Annotated in this window: 14 protein-coding genes and 1 rRNA gene; 11 read left to right on the forward strand and 4 right to left on the reverse strand. The window is 65.9% G+C overall.

The features are described from left to right. A 5S ribosomal RNA gene (gene rrf, locus ACFX4F_RS16180) occupies nucleotides 1-110 on the forward strand; the annotation flags it as partial. A gap of 230 nt (nucleotides 111-340) precedes the next feature. Here the strand turns inward: rrf and ACFX4F_RS16185 are convergent. Continuing rightward, nucleotides 341-2,056, reverse strand: a complete 1,716-nt coding sequence (locus ACFX4F_RS16185) for a M28 family metallopeptidase (RefSeq protein WP_380657085.1) — start codon at nucleotides 2,054-2,056, stop codon at nucleotides 341-343. A 77-nt stretch (nucleotides 2,057-2,133) separates the two neighbouring features. Next, a complete protein-coding gene (locus ACFX4F_RS16190) occupies nucleotides 2,134-2,796 on the reverse strand; it encodes a hypothetical protein (RefSeq protein ID WP_380657088.1) in 663 nt (220 codons plus the stop codon). A 169-nt stretch (nucleotides 2,797-2,965) separates the two neighbouring features. Here ACFX4F_RS16190 and ACFX4F_RS16195 point away from each other — a divergent pair, with 169 nt between their 5' ends. The 3 genes from ACFX4F_RS16195 to ACFX4F_RS16205 all read left to right on the forward strand — a co-directional run bounded on the left by ACFX4F_RS16195 (nucleotide 2,966) and on the right by ACFX4F_RS16205 (nucleotide 6,281). Next, a complete protein-coding gene (locus ACFX4F_RS16195) occupies nucleotides 2,966-4,198 on the forward strand; it encodes a murein hydrolase activator EnvC family protein (protein WP_380657164.1) in 1,233 nt (410 codons plus the stop codon). A 107-nt stretch (nucleotides 4,199-4,305) separates the two neighbouring features. Beyond that, entirely contained in the window at nucleotides 4,306-5,787 is a 1,482-nt protein-coding gene (locus ACFX4F_RS16200; RefSeq protein ID WP_099821328.1) for a S41 family peptidase, read from the forward strand. An 83-nt stretch (nucleotides 5,788-5,870) separates the two neighbouring features. Beyond that, nucleotides 5,871-6,281: a hypothetical protein gene (locus ACFX4F_RS16205; protein ID WP_099821329.1), complete on the forward strand. Its 411-nt coding sequence runs from the start codon at nucleotides 5,871-5,873 to the stop codon at nucleotides 6,279-6,281. Nucleotides 6,282-6,399: 118 nt separating this feature from the next. Here ACFX4F_RS16205 and ACFX4F_RS16210 read toward each other — a convergent pair whose 3' ends face one another. Further along, complete coding sequence (locus ACFX4F_RS16210) at nucleotides 6,400-7,092, reverse strand: rhomboid family intramembrane serine protease (protein WP_025878304.1); 693 nt, start codon at nucleotides 7,090-7,092, stop codon at nucleotides 6,400-6,402. A 226-nt stretch (nucleotides 7,093-7,318) separates the two neighbouring features. On the opposite strand from ACFX4F_RS16210, the gene ACFX4F_RS16215 reads away from it, so the two are divergent. The 4 genes from ACFX4F_RS16215 to ACFX4F_RS16230 all read left to right on the forward strand — a co-directional run bounded on the left by ACFX4F_RS16215 (nucleotide 7,319) and on the right by ACFX4F_RS16230 (nucleotide 11,028). After that, nucleotides 7,319-8,746 carry an outer membrane protein transport protein gene (locus ACFX4F_RS16215; protein ID WP_099821330.1) on the forward strand — a complete coding sequence of 476 codons (1,428 nt, stop codon included), beginning with the start codon at nucleotides 7,319-7,321 and terminating at the stop codon, nucleotides 8,744-8,746. 79 nt (nucleotides 8,747-8,825) lie between these two features. Further along, nucleotides 8,826-9,302 (forward strand): hypothetical protein, encoded by a 477-nt coding sequence (locus ACFX4F_RS16220; RefSeq protein WP_380657094.1) that lies wholly within the window; start codon nucleotides 8,826-8,828, stop codon nucleotides 9,300-9,302. Between the two features lie 72 nt (nucleotides 9,303-9,374). Continuing rightward, nucleotides 9,375-9,974: a nicotinamide riboside transporter PnuC gene (gene pnuC / locus ACFX4F_RS16225; RefSeq protein ID WP_380657097.1), complete on the forward strand. Its 600-nt coding sequence runs from the start codon at nucleotides 9,375-9,377 to the stop codon at nucleotides 9,972-9,974. Beyond that, entirely contained in the window at nucleotides 9,961-11,028 is a 1,068-nt protein-coding gene (locus ACFX4F_RS16230; RefSeq protein ID WP_380657100.1) for an AAA family ATPase, read from the forward strand. Before pnuC ends, ACFX4F_RS16230 begins: the two co-directional genes overlap by 14 nt. Nucleotides 11,029-11,116: 88 nt before the next feature. On the opposite strand, the gene putA is transcribed toward ACFX4F_RS16230, so the two are convergent. Further along, entirely contained in the window at nucleotides 11,117-14,335 is a 3,219-nt protein-coding gene (gene putA / locus ACFX4F_RS16235) for a bifunctional proline dehydrogenase/L-glutamate gamma-semialdehyde dehydrogenase PutA (RefSeq protein WP_380657103.1), read from the reverse strand. A gap of 273 nt (nucleotides 14,336-14,608) precedes the next feature. Here putA and ACFX4F_RS16240 point away from each other — a divergent pair, with 273 nt between their 5' ends. The 3 genes from ACFX4F_RS16240 (at nucleotide 14,609) to ctaD (ending at nucleotide 17,722) form a co-directional block, all read left to right on the forward strand. Next, nucleotides 14,609-15,085, forward strand: coding sequence for a DUF2244 domain-containing protein (locus tag ACFX4F_RS16240; RefSeq protein ID WP_089238213.1), 477 nt, complete (start codon nucleotides 14,609-14,611; stop codon nucleotides 15,083-15,085). Between the two features lie 11 nt (nucleotides 15,086-15,096). Next, nucleotides 15,097-16,053: a cytochrome c oxidase subunit II gene (coxB, locus tag ACFX4F_RS16245; protein WP_380657106.1), complete on the forward strand. Its 957-nt coding sequence runs from the start codon at nucleotides 15,097-15,099 to the stop codon at nucleotides 16,051-16,053. 61 nt (nucleotides 16,054-16,114) lie between these two features. Continuing rightward, nucleotides 16,115-17,722, forward strand: coding sequence for a cytochrome c oxidase subunit I (ctaD, locus tag ACFX4F_RS16250; protein WP_380657109.1), 1,608 nt, complete (start codon nucleotides 16,115-16,117; stop codon nucleotides 17,720-17,722). Nucleotides 17,723-17,729 lie beyond the last annotated feature (7 nt).

The following is a 17,729-nucleotide window of genomic DNA, read 5'->3' on the forward strand; positions in this document are numbered from 1 at the left end:
TGAAATTAGCGCTATGGAACCACCCGATCCCATCCCGAACTCGGAAGTGAAACGTAGCTGCGCCGATGGTAGTGTGGCCTAAGCCATGCGAGAGTAGGTCATCGCCAGGGTTTACATCCAAAACCCCGCTGCTCACGCAGCGGGGTTTTTCTTTGTGCGCAGGAAATACCCGCTAGTGCCGGCCGCGGGCCGGCAGATGCGTGGATGCCGCCGCCGCGTACGGTGCTGTCAACCACGGTTGGCAACTACCAACGGCGGGGCCGGATGCGCCCTCCACACACGCACAAAAAAGCGGCGCCCAGAGGGCACCGCTTTGTGTACAGCTCGGCGGCGGGGGGACTTACTTCGCCGCAGCGGCCGGTGCCTTGGCCTTCATCATCGTGTCGCGGGCCGCCTTGAACGGATTGCCTTCGTACCAGTTCGGCCAACGATCGCCGCCGGCCAGTTCCTTGCCGACGCCATACATCAGCTGCAGGTCCTCGACCGTGCCATCCAGCTTCCAGGTCGCCGCGTCATACTCGTCCTTCGGGCCGTGGTAGCGGTTGGAACCGTAGTCGGCGGCCGCCTTGCGGCCCGCCTCGACGCCACCGTCGCGCAGGTCCTCACCGCCGTCGGCATACAGCGCCGGCACACCCGCCTTGGCGAAGTTGAAGTGGTCCGAACGGAAGTAGAAGCCGCTCTGTACCGAGGTCTCGCCGTGCAGCGTGCGATCCTGCGCTGCAGCCAGCGGCTTGAGGATGTCTTCCAGCTCCGAACTGCCGAAGCCGGTCACCGTCACGTCCTTGGCGCGACCGGCCACTGACATCGCATCGATGTTGATGACACCGGCGATCTTGTCCAGCGGGAAGGTCGGGTGGGCGACGTAGTACTTCGAACCCAGCAGGCCGGATTCTTCCAGGGTCACCGCCAGGAACACCACCGAACGCTCCGGCTTCGGTTCCTGGTGGGTCATGGCCTCCGCCACCTCAAGGATGCCAGCCACGCCGGTCGCGTTGTCGACGGCACCGTTGTAGATGTTGTCGCCCTGTTCGCTCTCGTGCTTGCCGAGGTGGTCCCAGTGCGCCATGTACAGCACGGCCTCATCGGCGCGCTTGCTGCCAGGCAGTACGCCCACCACGTTGCGCGACTGCTTCTGCGCGACCTTGCTCTTCAGGTCCACCGACGCGGTTGCCTTCAGCGGCACCGGTTTGAAGCCGGGCTTGCTGGCGTCCTTGTAGGCCTGGTCCAGATCCAGCCCGGCGCCGGCGAACAGTGCCTTGGCCGCGTCGGCGCTCAACCAGCCCTGTACCGGCAGGCGCGGTTCGGCGTCGTCCTTGGCCGGCAGGTCGTACTGCGGGCCCGCCCAGGAGTTCTTCACCACGTCCCAGCCGTAGGAAGCGCCTGCGGTGTCATGCACGATCAGTGCGGCGGCGGCGCCCTTGCGTGCGGCTTCCTCGAACTTGTAGGTCCAGCGGCCGTAGTAGGTCATGCGCTTGCCGTCGAACAGCTTTTCATCACCGACATGGAAGCCCGGGTCGTTGACGAACATCACCACCGTCTTGCCCTTCCAGTCCTGGTCGGCGTAATCGTTCCACTTCTGCTCGGGTGCATCCACGCCGTAGCCGACGAAGACGAGGTCACTGGCATCGACCTTCACTTCTGTCTGGCCGCTACGGGTGCCCACCACCATGTCGGTGCCGAACTTCAGTTCGCGTGTCTTGCCGCCCTGGGTGAGGGTGAGCACGGTCGATTCATCGGCCGTGGTCTCGGTCATCGGCACGTCCTGGAACCAGCTGTCGCCGTTGCCGGGCTGCAGGCCGATGCGCTGCATCTGATCGCGGATGTAGTTGACCGTCAGTTCTTCACCCTTGCTGCCGGGTGAGCGACCTTCGAACTCGTCAGAAGCCAGAGTCTTCACCATCTCGGCAAAGTCGGCGGCGTTGATCGCGGCTGAGAACGTGTGCGGGGCCGGCTTGGCGGTGCTGTCGGCGCTGGGCGCCGACGCCGGGGTATCTTCGCCTTTGCAGGCGCTGAGCGCGGCCGCAGCGGCCAGGCACAGGAGGAGTTTGCGGGGCATCATCGGTTCCTGGAAACACAAGGGACGGCCGCGCAGCAGGCGCGACCGGTATCTGGAGTATCGCCCAAGCCGCAGGCTCAGTCGGCCGGGGCGGTATCGGTATCGAAGGGGATCGGATCGGCGCCGGTGACCGGGCCGATGCGTGCACTGCGGTGGACGTACAGCACCACTTCGCGCTCGAACAGCAGGCTGCCGTTGACCACGGCATTCGGGCCGATGATGACCCGCGGCTTGCGGCTGGCCGTCAGCGAGACGCTGAAGTTCGGCTTGCGCACATGCACGCCGCCGCCGACCTGCGAGCCGATGCCGACGGTGATGTCGCCGTTGACGGTCTCCACGTCCTTGCGCACGCGGCTGCCGACCAGGCCGATGCCGCCGTTGACGGTTTCCACGCCGCCTTCGATCTGGCTGCCCTGGTCGCTGAAGATGCTGCCGTTGACCGTGCTGACATCGCCGTGGGCCGTCACTTCGCGGCCCATGCGGATACCGCCGTTGACCGTCTCGATGCTGCCGGTGCGGGCCCGATCGGCGACCTTGACGCCGCCGTTGACGGTGTCGATGCTGCCGGTTTCCACGCCTTCGCCGACATGGATGCCGCCATTGACGGTATCCAGCTTGCCGTAGCGCTGGCCCGGATCGGCGCTGATGCTGCCGTTGACCTTGCTGACGTCCGCCTGGGCCCAGGCCGGACCACTGGCCAGCGCAATGCCCAACAGCAGCGGAATGGAGAGAGCTTTCATGGGAACCTCGTTGTTGTGCGGCTGGCAGGCCGCGTGCGGAGATGTCACCATTCCCCGCACGTCTCCGCATCTGCCTGAAGTCACTGGAAAGCCCTTGCGCAACAACGTCTTCCCCTCACGCCGGCATCACATCGCCACCCTGCGCGGTGGACGTTGCCTGTTGCTGGGAATGGCGCTTGCCCTGGCGCTGCCATTGCCGGGTGCGGCGCAGACCGCTTCGACCCGCGAGGCCGAGCGCAAGCTGCAGAAGCTGCGCAGCGAGCTGAAGGGCGTGGCGCAGGAGCGCCGGCAGATCGAGGGCCAGCGCGGACAGGCGTCGCAGCAGCTGCGCGAGGCCGATGAAAAAGTCGCGCGCAGTGGTCGCACCTTGGCCCAGACCGAGGCGGCGCTGCGTGAGCAGACCCAGGCGCTGGCCCAGGCCGAACAGCGGCGCAATGCATTGCAGTCCAACCTGGCCAAGCAGAATCGCGAACTGTCGGGCCTGTTGCGCGCCGCCTACCAGTTGGGCAACCACGCGCCGTTGAAGCTGCTGCTTTCGCAGGACACGGTGGCCGACGCCAACCGTGCGCTGGCGTATCACCGCTACCTGCAGCGCGAGCGTGCGCAGCGCATCACCACGCTGACGGCCGACCTGAAGGAGCTGGAGACACTGCAGACGCAGATCGCCCAGCGTCAACAGCAGCTGCAGGGCGTTCATCGCGACCAGAAGCAGCAGGTCGCCACGCTCGCGTCGGACCGGCGCGAACGCGCGCAGACCGTGGCTTCGCTGGAAGAACGTTTCAAGGACAAGCGCGAGAAGGAACAGGCACTGGGCCAGGACGCCAAGGCGCTGGAAAACCTGCTGGCCAACCTGCGCGCTGCCGCGGCCCGTGCCGAAGCCGAGCGCCGCGCCGCCGCCCGCAAGGCTGCCGCCGAAAAAGCCGCCGCCGAGCGCGCGGCCCGCCAGGCCGCTGCCGCCGGCCGGCCACCGCCGCCGCCGACCAAGGTTCCCCCCGCTGTTGCCTCGGCGCCAGCGCCGAAGGTCGGAGGCCTGGGCTGGCCCCTGTCGGGCAATCTGCTGGCCCGCTATGGCGGCAAGCTGCCGGACGGCCGCACCAGCAGTGGTGTATTGATCGGCGCACCTGCCGGAAGCACCGTCACTGCCGTGGCCGACGGTACCGTGGTGTTCTCCGATTGGATGACCGGTTACGGCATGATCCTGATCGTCGACCATGGCAATGGCTACATGAGCCTGTACGCCCACAACGACACCCTGCTGAAGGATGCCGGCGCGCGGGTCAGCCGCGGCGATGCGGTGGCCAAGGTCGGCAATTCCGGTGGACAGGGCGTGACGGCGTTGTACTTCGAGCTGCGCCGTGGTGGGCAACCGGTCAATCCGGACAGCTGGCTGCAGCGGCGCTGAATTCCGGCTGGCCGCACGAGGCCGGATTCAACGGGAATTTAGCCACGCTTCGCGCATAATCGGTGCATGTGCCTTGGGCACGATGCCATCGTCGACAGGAGTGATCCATGCGCGCAGCCCGTACCGCCACCCTTTTGCTGGCTCTGTTGCCGGCCCTGTCCTGGGCTCAGCAGACCGCACCCATCCCGTTGAAGGAAACTCCCGGGAAGGCGGCGAGCAGCGAGGAGGCGGTGACCTCGAAGGTGCCGCTGGACGATATCCGGCGCTTCGTCGCCGTCTACAACGCGGTGCGCGCCGCCTATGTCGATCCGGTCGATGACAACAAGCTGATGCAGTCGGCCGTGCGCGGCCTGCTGCTCGACCTCGATCCGCACAGCACCTACTTCAACAAGGAAGACGCGGAGGCGTTCGACGAGCAGGCCAACGGCGCCTACGAAGGCATCGGCGTGGAGCTGCAGCAGCAGCCGGACAACGCCAGCATGAAGGTGATCTCGCCGATCGACGACACCCCGGCGGCCAAGGCCGGCATCCTCGCCGGTGACCTGATCATCGCCATCGATGGCAAGCCGATCAGCGCGATCGATGCCAGCGAACCGCTGCGTGGTCCGGCCGGCAGCAAGGTGGTGCTGACCATCGTCCGCGACGGCAAGCCCAAGCCGTTCGACGTCAGCCTGACCCGGCAGACGATCCGCGTGACCAGCGTGCGCAGCCGCCTGCTGGAGCCGGGCTATGGCTACATCCGCCTGAGCACCTTCCAGGCCGACACCGGCTCTGATTTCCAGAAGCACCTGCAGCAGCTGCAGAAGCAGTCCGGCGGCAACCTCAAGGGGCTGGTGCTGGATCTGCGCAGCAATCCGGGTGGTCTGCTGACCGCTGCCGTGCAGGTGGCCGATGACCTGCTCGACAAGGGCAACATCGTCAGCACCCGTGGCCGCATCAGCATCAGCGATGCACGCTTCGACGCCACTCCGGGCGACCTGCTGAAGGGGGCGCCGGTGGTGGTACTGGTGGATGCCGGTTCGGCCAGTGCATCGGAAGTGCTGGCCGGTGCGTTGCGCGACAACAAGCGCGCGCGCGTGATCGGCAGCCGCACCTTCGGCAAGGGCTCGGTGCAGACCGTACTGCCGCTGGACAACGGCGATTCGGTGAAGCTGACCACGGCTCGCTATTACACGCCCAGCGGCAAATCGATCCAGGCCACCGGCATCGTGCCGGAAGTGGAACTGAAGGCCGCACCGCGTCCGGAAGACGAGGCATTGCCGGCCAGCCTGAGTGATTACAGCGAAGCGACCCTGCCGGGCCACCTGCGTGGTGACGAGGAAGGCACCGAGGGCTACCACGCAGGCGCCGTGCTGCCGGGCGATGGCCCGATCAACGATGCGCTGGCCGAGCTGAAGAACCCGGGTTCGGTGGCGGCGCGCTTGAAGGCAGAAGCCGCGAAGGCCGAAGCGGACAAGGCAGCGAAGGCCGCCGCCAAGCCGGCGCCGAAGGCGGAGCCAAAGGCTGAAGCGAAGCCGGAAGCGAATCCGGAATCAAAGCCCGAAGCGAAGCCGGAAGCGAAGCCCGTCCCAGCCCCAGCCAAGCCCTGACGGTAGCGCCGGGCCATGCCCGGCGAAGCTACGTACATAAGTGAGGCGGCACGGCCACATGTGTCGCCCGATAGAATCGATCGATGGACGATTCGACCCTCGCCACCGCGATCAGCGATCTGCTTGAACGCGGACCATTTCCGACGGATCGGGCTGCCCTCCTGCTGGACTCTCTGGCCGTACGCCATGGGATCGATTCCCGCCGCATCTTCTGGTGGGCGGGTGCGCCCTTGATGGATCGTGAGATTCAATATGAGGGCAGTGAAGAAGGCCTTTCCCGCCTGAGCGTGCTGTTGGCGGACGTGCGCGGGGAAATCTGTCTGGTGGCGTCAGACGAACGCGCATCGCCTTGGCCGGTGTGGGCACTGCGGCCTGGCGAGGTGATTCCTTTGCTTGGCGAGCTGCCGTTCTTCGAGTACTTCCTGGTGCTGGATGGCGGCGCTACGCTGCTGTTTGATACCCACCACAACACCCTGGTGGTCAGTCGCGAGTGACGTTTCCGGCATCATCGCGGACGGAGCAGATCCATATCAGTGAAGCAGTCGAGCGCGCTCGACGCCACGGACGAGCGGCTGAGCGTGAAGCCGGCCAGCGGCCGGCACTACCCGGGACTCAGAATCCGTGCCGCTTGCGCAGGCGCCGCGCGATCGCCGCGCGCACGTACATGCCGTACACCACGCCGAACACGAAGCCGCCGATGTGCGCCCACCAGGCGACCATGCCGAAGGTCGGGCCGATGTAGGCGAACACCACCTGCAGCGCCGCCCATACACCGATCAGCAGATAGGCCGGGGCGCGTACGAATTCGAGGAACAGCCCCAGCGGAATCACCACGCCCAGGCGCGCGCCGGGGAACAGCGCCAGATAGGCGCCGATCAACGCCGACACCGCACCACTGGCGCCGATGATGATCTGGTCCGGGCTGCCCATGGTGTAGATGGCGACCAGGTTGGAGATCGCCCCGCCCACCAGGAACAGCAGCAGCAGCCGCCACGGGCCCAGCACCCGCTCGGCCGGCAGGCCGAAGATCAGCAGGAACACCAGGTTGCCCAGCAGGTGCGACCAGTCGGCGTGCAGGAACAGGGCGGTGAACAGGCGCAGCACGCTGCCGTCCTGCAGGGTCGCCCACCAGTCCAGCGGGTGGGTCAGGCCGGTGGACAGGGCGCCCCAGTCCAGCCACAGGCTTCCGCGGGCATCGTCCGGGCGCGAGATCGACCACAGGAATGCCAACCACAGTGCCGCAAACAGCACGGGTGTAGCCCAACGCAGGGTCGCCTTCTTGCGCGAGGGGAGGGAGACAAACATGGCACTAGCCTAGCGTGCGGGCACTTTTGGCGGGGAGGGAGCCTGTTCAGCTTTTGCGACGAAGAAAGCCCCGGCGCTGTTATTGTTTCATTAACGGCTCTGGGTAATACTCGCATACGGCGTCGTATGTCGGGAGGGGAATCCGGCGCGCTTCGAAGGGCCATCCGGCCTGACGGGCGCAGGCGCACTCAGAGCACCATCACCGCTTACCGGAGAGAGAACTACGATGCAAACTGCTTCCACCATTGCCCGCCTGACCCTGCTGGCCGTCGGCGTTGCCGGTGCGCTGGCCGCCGCCGATGCCAACGCCGCCGCCTTCCAGCTGAAGGAAAACAGCGCCAAGGGCCTGGGCCGCGCCTTCGCTGGTTCCACCTCGACCGAAGGCGACGCCTCGGTCATCGCCACCAACCCGGCCTCCATGCGCCTGCTCGACGGCACCATGGTGCAGGGCGACGTCAGCGCCATCAGCTTCGGCGCCAAGTTCCGCGGCGAAGGCCGCTACGGTAACGGCGCGCCGATTTCCGGCGGCAACGGCGGCGACGCCGGCATGATCGCCCCGGTTCCGGCAGCCTACTTCCACGTCCCGTTCGGCGAAAACAACAACATGCATTTCGGCGTGTCGCTGACCGTGCCGTTCGGCTTCAAGACCGAATACGACCGTGACTGGGTCGGCCGCTACAACGGCGTCAAGACCGAGCTGCAGGCCGTCGACCTGGGCGCTGCGTTCTCCTATGACGTCAACCCGTACCTGTCGTTCGGTGCGTCGGTGTTTGCCGAGCGCCTGAATGTCGACCTGACCAGCGCCGTCGATACCGGCACCGCCATCAATGCAACCGCCCAGCGCACCGCTGCTGCGCGCGTGCTGGCTGCCGGTGGCACCCCGGCCCAGGCCGCTGCCGCTTCGCAGGCCGCTGCCCGACAGGCCGCACAGCTCGGCTTCTCGCCGGGTACCGCCGATGGCTACCTGCGCATCAAGGGCGATGAGGTGTCGATCGGCTACACCCTCGGCATGACCGTCACCCCGGTGGAAGGCACCAACATCGCCTTCAGCTACCGCTCGGAAGTCGAGCACAAGATCAACGACGGCAAGGCCGACTTCACCATCCCGCAGAATGCTGCCGCCTTCCTGGCCACCGCTGCCCCGGGCACCTTCATCGACAGCAACGGCCGTGCCACCATCACCCTGCCGGCCAGCGCCACCGTCGGCTTCACCCATCGCGTGAACGACCAGTGGCAGATCATGGCCGAAGTCACGCGCACTGCGTGGAGCAAGTTCGACCAGGTCGTCGTCGATTACGACTCCAACCAGCCGGACAGCGTGCTGCCGTTCCACTACCGCGACACCACCTTCGCGTCGATCGGTACCGATTTCCGCGTCAACGACAAGCTGACCCTGCGTGGCGGCCTGGCGTACGACCAGACCCCGACCACCGACGCCCACCGCGACGTGCGCGTGCCGGACACCACCCGCAAGTGGCTGTCGCTGGGTATGACCTACGCCGCTTCGGACAAGATGGAATACAGCGTGGGCTACACCCACCTGTTCACCAAGGATCCGAACGTCAACTCGACCTCGGCCACCGCCAACACCGTGACCGGCAAGTACAAGGTCAGCGGCGACGTGCTGGCTGCGTCGATGCAGTACAAGTTCTGATTCCGGCGATTGCCTGAAGCAGTACGAAGGAGGCCCCGCGCAAGCGGGGCTTCTTTTTTCCGGGGATCTGCATCCACGCATGGCGTGGATCTACTGCGACAATGGCTTCATGGCCGATCGCCGATACCTGAAGAAGATGACCCGCTACTGGGCTGCGGAAGAGACCAAGGCGAACGCGACGCTGGATCGCGTGCGGGAGTCGGAATGGTTCGACTACTGGCACACGCATCTTGACTGGAAGGGGCGCGGCAATCGTCATGTCAGCGATCGCACCACCGTTGCTGCAGGGCTGCTGCGGCTGCTCAAGCGGGCTGTATCGAGCGAGCGGGAAGATGTGCAGTGTTGGGTGATGCTGGCGCAGGATACCGGCCAGAGTGCGCTGTACCTGCATTCGCCGAATCCGCAGGGAACGCCTTGGCCGCATCCGTTCGATGGTGTGACCTGGGATATCGAGCTGCCTGGCTGGCTTGAACCGTTGCTCTCTTCAGACGGCCTGCAGGCAGGGCGCTGGGGAAGCGGAGAGAGCCAGCGGTTGCTGGTGCGCGTGCGCCCATGATTTCCATCCACGCTTGGCGTGGATCTACTGGGGCCATCCACGCATGCCGTGGATCTACGCGACAATAGCGCGATGAACCTGTCCGACCCGAACTTCCAGCTGGAGCTGGCCGCCAACATCGCCGTTGCCGGCTCGATCCTGCTGGCCGGCCGCAACAACGTGCATACGTGGTGGCTGGGTATCGTCGGCTGTGCGCTGTTCGCCGCCGTGTTCGAGCGCTCGCACCTGTACGCGGACATGGTCCTGCAGTTCTTCTTCGTGGTCATCAGCGTGTTCGGCTGGTGGCAGTGGCTGCGGGGTGACCATGGTGCGCCGCTGCCGATTACCCGTTTGCACGCACGCGCGTGGAGCTGGCTGCTGCCGTTGGCGGTACTGGCAACCTTTGGTTACGGCTGGATGCTGACCAGCCTGACCAATGCCTATGCGCCGTACATCGACTCGGCGGTGCTGGTGCTTAGCGTGATCGCGCAGATCCTGATGATGCGGCGCAAGCTGGAATCGTGGTGGGTGTGGCTGCTGGTCAACACCATCGCGGTGCCGCTGTACTACAGCCGTGGCCTGCATCTGACGTCGATCCTGTACGTGGGCTTCTGGATCAACGCACTGGTGGCATTGCGCCACTGGCGGCACCTGATGCGGGATGAGGCCAGGGCGGCCGATGTTGTTGCCTGAGCACGCTGCGCGGGGCCTGGTGGTTGGCAAGTTCTGCCCGCTGCACCTCGGCCACGAGCGCCTGATTGAATTCGCCTCTACCCGCTGCGCGCAGCTGCTGGTGATCGGCTGGTCGCAGCCGGGCTTTGCCGGCTACAGCGCAGAGCGCCGCGAAGGCTGGCTGCGCGCGCGCTTTCCACAGGCCACGGTGGCGGTACTTGATGATGAGCGGCTGGCCGCATTGTGCATGCAGCAGGGTGCGCCGGTTCGTGCTCTGCCGCAGGACAGTGACGACGAGCAGGTGCAGCGCGCATTTACCGCATGGCTGTGCATGACGCTGTTCGGCGGACCGGTGCAAGCAGTGTTTACCGGTGAAGACTATGGTGACGGCTTCGCGCAGGCGCTGGCTGCGCACTTCGGCGCACCGGTACGCCATGAGCGCCTGGAGCGCACCCTGGATATCGGGCAGGCCTGCGGGACCCAGTTGCGCGCCGATCCGCATGTGCACCGGCACAGCCTGTCAGCAGAGGTGTATGCGGCCTACGTGCAGCGCGTGGCCTTCATTGGTGGCGAGTCCAGCGGAAAGACCACACTCGCGCAGGTGCTGGCCGAACGCCTGGGCACGGCATGGGTGCCGGAGTTCGGACGTACGTTGTGGGAGCAGCAGGGCGGCGAGCTGCAGGTGCAGGATCTGCTGCGCATCGCAGTGACCCAGCCGCAGCACGAGGACCAGGCCGCGCAGCACGCGCATCGTTGGTTGTTCTGCGATACCACGCCATTGGTGACGCTGGGCTACAGCGGCTGGATGTTCGGCACAGCGCCCGAACCGCTGCAGCGGGCCGCAGCGCGTACGTACGACCTGCTGTTCCTATGCGCCCCGGATATTCCGTTCGAGCAGGATGGGACGCGGGTGGGGCAGGAATTCCGCATGCAGCAACACGTGTGGTATCTGCAGCAACTGCAGGCGCGTGGGGTCGACTACGTGTTGCTGGAAGGCGATCTGGAAACGCGTATCGCGCGCGTGCAGGCGGAGCTGGCAAAGCGTGCGGACAACCGGTTCAGCGTAACGGCGTGATCGTCGCCGGGCATGGCCCGGCGCTACCGGCAGTGCACAAAAAACCCCGCTTTCGCGGGGTTTTTCGTTTATTGCATGACGCCTGGAATCAGTCGCCCAGGGTCAGCAGCGAGGCGTTGCCGCCGGCGGCGGTGGTGTTCACCGTCACCGTCTTCTCGGTGGCGAAGCGCAGCAGGTAGTGCGGGCCACCGGCCTTCGGGCCGGTGCCGGACAGGCCCTGGCCGCCGAACGGCTGTACGCCGACCACCGCACCGATCTGGTTGCGGTTGACGTAGACGTTACCGACGTGGACGCCGTTGCTGATGCGGTCGACGGTCTCGTCGATGCGCGAATGCACGCCCAGGGTGAGGCCGTAGCCGGTGGCGTTGATCTGGTCGATCACCGCATCGAGCTGGTCGCCCTTCCAGCGGATCACGTGCAGGACCGGCCCGAAGATCTCCTTCTGCAGCTGGCCCAGGTCCTTCAGCTCATACGCACGCGGTGCGAAGAAGGTGCCATTGGCGGCTTCGGCGGACAGTTCGGCAGCCGCGATCAGGCGCGCTTCGCGGTCCATGCGCACAGCGTGGTCCTGCAGGATCTGCAGTGCATCAGCGTCGATCACCGGGCCGACGTCGGTGGACAGCAGGCCGGGGTTGCCGACCTTCAGTTCCTTCATCGCGCCAGCCAGCATGGTCATGACCTTGTCGGCGATGTCGTCCTGCACGAACAGCACGCGCGCGGCCGAGCAGCGCTGGCCGGCGGAGGTGAAGGCCGAACCGATCGCGTCCTTGACCAGCTGTTCCGGCAGCGCCGAGGAGTCGGCGATGAAGGCGTTCTGGCCGCCGGTTTCGGCGATCAGCACGCCGATGGCGGCGTTACGTGCAGCCATCGCGCGGTTGATCGCGCGGGCGGTGTCGGTGGAGCCGGTGAAGGCCACGCCAGCCACACGCGGGTCGGCAGTCAGCGCAGCACCGACGGTGGCGCCGTCGCCCGGCAGGTACTGCACCACGTCGGCCGGCACGCCGGCATCGTGCAGCAGCTTCACCGCGGAATAGCCGATCAGGTTGGTCTGCTCGGCCGGCTTGGCGATGACGCTGTTGCCGGCGGCCAGTGCCGCAGCCACCTGGCCCAGGAAGATCGCCAGCGGGAAGTTCCACGGGCTGATGCAGACGAACACGCCGCGGCCATGCAGCTGCAGTTCGTTGGATTCACCGGTCGGGCTCGGCAGCTTTTCGGCGTGGCTGAACTGCTCGCGCGCCTGCTTGGCGTAGTAGCGCAGGAAGTCCACGGCTTCGCGCACTTCGGCGATGCCGTCGGGCAGGCTCTTGCCGGCTTCCTTCACGCACAGCGCCATGAACTCGGGCATGCGCGCTTCCAGCTGGTCGGCGGCGTGCTCGAGGATGGCGGCGCGGCTGGCGGCCGGGGTGCGGTTCCAGCCCGGCTGCGCAGCCACGGCATTGGCCAGCGCCTTCTGCACGGTGGCGGCATCGGCGGCCTGCCACTGGCCGACCAATTCACGGGTGTCGGCCGGGTTGGTCACCGGCAGCGATGCGCCGGTCGGGTTCGCGCCCGGCACCAGCGGTGCGGCCTGCCAGGGCTTCACTGCTGCGTTGAGCTGCTCGGCCAGGGCGCGCAGTTCGTTGTCGTTGGCGAGGTTGGCGCCCATGGAGTTCTTCCTGTCGTGGTTCTGGCTGCGCAGCAGGTCAACCGGCAGCGGGATCTTGGGATGCGGAATCGATTCGAACGAGGACACCATCTCGACCGGGTCGCGGACCAGATCGGCGATCGGCACGCGCTCGTCGGTGATGCGGTTGACGAAGCTGGAGTTGGCGCCGTTTTCCAGCAGGCGGCGCACCAGGTACGGCAGCAGGTCTTCATGCGAGCCGACCGGCGCGTAGACGCGGCAGGGCAGGGCAAGGCGATCGGCCGGCACGACTTCGGCGTACAGGTCATCACCCATGCCGTGCAGCTTCTGGTGCTCGTACACCCCGCCATTGGCGATGCTGCGCACTGCGGCGATGGTGTGCGCGTTGTGCGTGGCGAACATCGGGTAGATCGCGTCGGCATGGGTGAACAGGCGCTTGGCACACGCCAGGTAGGACACGTCGGTGTTCTGCTTGCGGGTGAACACCGGGTAGCCGGCATAGCCTTCGATCTGTGCGCGCTTGATCTCGGCGTCCCAGTAGGCGCCCTTGACCAGGCGCACCTGCAGGCGACGACCGGCGCGGCGGGCCATGTCGGCCAGGTGGTCGATCGTGTACGGCGTACGCTTCTGGTAGGCCTGCACGACCACGCCGAAGCCATCCCAACCGGCCAGCGAGGCATCGCCGAACACCTGCTCGATGATGTCCAGCGACAGTTCCAGGCGATCGGATTCTTCGGCGTCGACGGTGCAGCCGATGCCGTAGCTCTTGGCCAGCTGCGCCAGTTCCAGTACGCCGGGCACCAGGTCCTTCAGCACGCGCGCGCGCTTGGCATGCTCGTAGCGCGGGTACAGCGCCGACAGCTTGATCGAGATGCCCGGCGCGTTGTTGACGTCGCCATCGGCACGGCCACCACGCGCCTTGTGGTCACCACCGATGGCGTGGATCGCACGACGGTAGTCTTCCAGGTAGCGCAGGGCGTCCTTCATGGTCAGCGCGCCTTCGCCGAGCATGTCGAACGAGTAGCGGTAGCTGGCGCTGTCGCCCTTGTGCGAGCGTGCCAGCGCTTCGCTGATGGTGCGGCCCATGACGAACTGGTGGCCCATGATCTTCATCGCCTGGCGCACGGCCAGGCGGACCACCGGCTCACCGACGCGGCCGACCAGGCGCTTGAACGCGCTGGGCGCATCGGCGCGGGTGGCGTCGTTCATCTGCACCAGCTTGCCGGTCAGCATCAGGCCCCAGGTGGAGGCGTTGACCAGCACCGAGTCGCTGCCGCCCAGGTGCTTTTCCCAGTCGGCATCGGCCAGCTTGTCGCGGATCAGCTTGTCGGCGGTCTCCTGGTCCGGAATGCGCAGCAGCGCTTCGGCCACGCACATCAGCAGCACGCCTTCCTCGCTGCCCAGGTCGTACTGACGCATGAAGGCTTCGATCGCGCCCTGGTCCTTGGCGCGCACACGCACGCGGGCGACCAGGTCGGCGGCCAGCGCCTGCACCCTGGCCTGCTCGTCTGCCGGCAGGCGCGCCTGCTCCAGCAGTTCGCGCACATGGCTGGCCTCGTCCTTCAACCAACCATCGGTGATGGCCTGGCGGAACGGGTTGGGGGACGCCGGCAGTTCCGGCGACAGCAGCGCCGAGGGACGCGGAGCGTCGCTGGCGGCAATGGGAGAGGAAGGTGCGTTCATGCCGGTCCGGCCAGTGGAAAACTTGGCGATTTTAATCATTTTTTCGACTTCAGGAAGGCCCGCGCAGCCACCTTCATGAATGCTGATAGCCCCTAGCGGTGGTGGATTCAGCGTGTTCAGCAAAGTCGGGTCGTTTTGTGCCGAATTCGTCATTCGTGCTGTTGGGGTCATGCTGTGTTGCAGCATCGGAAAAAGTGTGAATGCACCCTTGCTACTGGCGAGAGGGCGGGGCTACCATCGAGGCGTTTCCCGCGGCAGGAACGCGGTTGCGACATGATCGAGGTGCTTACAGCTCCGGATGGGTCAGGTACGCAGCTGCGACTGCGTCCCCCACGGGCGCTCGATGCCCGGCAGTTCGTCCTGTTGTTTGCTGTGTTGTCGGGAGTGATGTGGCTGGTGTCCGCCTTCGGGTGGGTGGCCGGCAACGCATTCGCCCCCCTGTTCGCGCTGCTGTACAGCCTGTTGCTGGCAGCTGCGTTGCGCGCGTTGTGGCGCAGCGGTGAACGGCAGGAGGAGATCCGGGTAGTGCCGGCGTACGTGGAGGTCATCCCCGTGCCCGGTGGATCGCCGGTGTTCCGGGCTCATCCGCATTGGGTGCGCCTGCTCACCGACGACCAGAGGGTCCGGCTGGCATCCAGCGGCCGGCAGGTGGAGGTGGGGAGTTTTCTCGCGCCGGCCGAACGTCAAACGCTTGTTGAAACGCTTGAAGATTTGCTCGCCGCCAGCGATGGCGGCAACCGACGACGCTAAGGGTCTAGGCAATGAAGCAAAGCAGAGGGTGGGGCACGAAGTGCGTTGCAATGGCCGCCGCGATGGGGGCCCTGCTGTCGATGCCGGGGACGGCGCTGGCCCAGGCGGCCGATCCAAAGCCGTGGCAGTTGAACATGGGCAAGGGGGTGACCCAGACCTCACGCCTGGCCTGGGAATCGAACAACCTCTCGTTGATCGTCTGTACGGTGATCGGCGTGATCGTGTTCGGCGCCATGGCCTACGCGATGTTCAAGTTCCGCAAGTCCAAGGGCGCGGTCGCCGCCACCTTCAGCCACAACACCAAGGCCGAGGTCATCTGGACGGTGATCCCGGTGATCATCCTGGTGGTGATGGCGTGGCCGGCCACGGCCAACCTGATCAAGATGTACGACACCCGCGATGCCGAGATGACGGTCAAGGTCACCGGTTACCAGTGGATGTGGAAGTACGAGTACCTGGGCGAGAACGTGACCTTCACCAGCCGCCTGGACCGTGAGTCCGACCGCATGCGGCAGAGTGGCAAGGTACCGACCCGCGAGAGCCATCCGCACTACCTGCTGGATGTCGACAACCGGCTGGTACTGCCGGTGGACACCAAGGTGCGTTTCGTCATCACCTCCGACGATGTGATCCACGCCTGGTGGGTGCCGGCGCTGGGCTGGAAGCAGGACGCCATTCCCGGCTTCATCAACGAAGCCTGGACCAGCATCGAGCAGCCGGGTGTCTACCGCGGCCAGTGCGCGGAGCTGTGCGGCAAGGACCATGGCTTCATGCCGATCGTGGTCGAGGCGGTGTCCAAGGAAGAGTTCAAGCAGTGGCTGGCGCAGCGCAAACCGGCGCCTGCACCCGCGACGCCTGCCGCGCCCGCCGAACCCACCGCGCCTGCCAGTGAATCGCCGGCGCAGCCGGCAGCACCGGCCGCCGCCGAGGCCGGCAACGCGCCTGCCGCGGTGGCCAGCGGAGCCTGATGTAACTGTCCGCGGCCGTGTCGCGGCCGCGGCGACAACCGATCCTGAGAGGTGTTTTGCAATGGCGCACTCGGCAGTTGGGCACGACGATCACCATCACCCGCAGAGCTTCTTCGAGCGTTGGTTCTTCTCGACCAACCACAAGGACATCGGCACGCTGTACCTGGGTTTCAGCTTCATCATGTTCGTCATCGGCGCGTTCATGAGCGTGCTGATCCGGCTGGAACTGGCCCAGCCCGGCATCCAGTACATCCGTCCGGAAATCTTCAACCAGCTGACCACCGTGCACGCGCTGGTGATGATCTTCGGCGGTGTGATGCCGGCCTTCGTCGGCCTGGCCAACTGGATGATCCCGCTGCAGATCGGTGCGCCGGACATGGCGCTGCCGCGCATGAACAACTGGTCGTTCTGGCTGTTGCCGGTGGCCTTCAGCCTGCTGCTGCTGACCTTCCTGCTACCCGGTGGTGCGCCGGCCGGTGGCTGGACGCTGTATCCGCCGCTGTCGCTGCAGGGCGGCTACAACGTCGCGTTCACCGTGTTCGCCATCCACGTGGCCGGCATCAGTTCGATCATGGGTGCGATCAACATCATCGCCACGGTGCTGAACATGCGCGCGCCCGGCATCGACCTGCTGAAGATGCCGATCTTCTGCTGGGCCTGGCTGATCACTGCGTTCCTGCTGATCGCGGTGATGCCGGTGCTGGCCGGTGCGGTGACGATGCTGCTGACCGACAAATTCTTCGGTACCAGCTTCTTCAATGCGGCCGGTGGTGGCGACCCGGTGATGTTCCAGCACATCTTCTGGTTCTTCGGCCACCCCGAGGTCTACATCATGATCCTGCCCGCCTTCGGCGTGGTCAGCGAGATCATCCCGACCTTCAGCCGCAAGCCGCTGTTCGGCTACCAGGCGATGGTCTACGCCACCGCGGCGATCGCGTTCCTGTCATTCATCGTCTGGGCCCACCACATGTTCACCGTGGGCATGCCGCTGGGTGGTGAGATCTACTTCATGTTCGCCACCATGCTGATCTCGATTCCGACCGGGGTGAAGGTGTTCAACTGGGTCAGCACGATGTGGCGTGGTTCGCTCACCTTCGAAGCTCCCATGCTGTGGTCGGTGGCGTTCGTCATCCTGTTCACCATCGGCGGCTTCTCCGGCCTGATGCTGGCGATCGTGGCCGCCGACTTCCAGTATCACGACACCTACTTCGTGGTCGCCCACTTCCACTACGTGCTGGTGACCGGCGCGGTGTTCGCGCTGATCGCGGCGGTGTACTACTGGTGGCCGAAGTGGACCGGGCGCATGTACAGCGAGAAGTGGGCCAAGGTGCACTTCTGGTGGTCGATCGTGTTCGTCAACCTGCTGTTCTTCCCGCAGCATTTCCTCGGCCTGGCCGGCATGCCGCGGCGTATCCCCGATTACTCGGTGGCGTTTGCCGACTGGAACCTGATCAGCTCGATCGGAGCGTTCGGCATGTTCGCCACGCCGTTCATGATGGCCGCGATCCTGCTGTCCTCGCTGAGCAATGGCGAGAAGGCCGAGGCGCGCTCCTGGGAAGGTGCGCGTGGCCTGGAGTGGACGCTGCCGTCGCCGGCACCGGCGCACACCTTCACCACGCCGCCGACCATCCGCCCGGGTGACCTGGCCCACGACGATATCGGTCATTGAGGTGGTG

Origin of the sequence: Stenotrophomonas sp. YIM B13575 (genome assembly GCF_042787595.1) — a bacterium.
GTDB lineage: Bacteria > Pseudomonadota > Gammaproteobacteria > Xanthomonadales > Xanthomonadaceae > Stenotrophomonas > Stenotrophomonas lactitubi_B.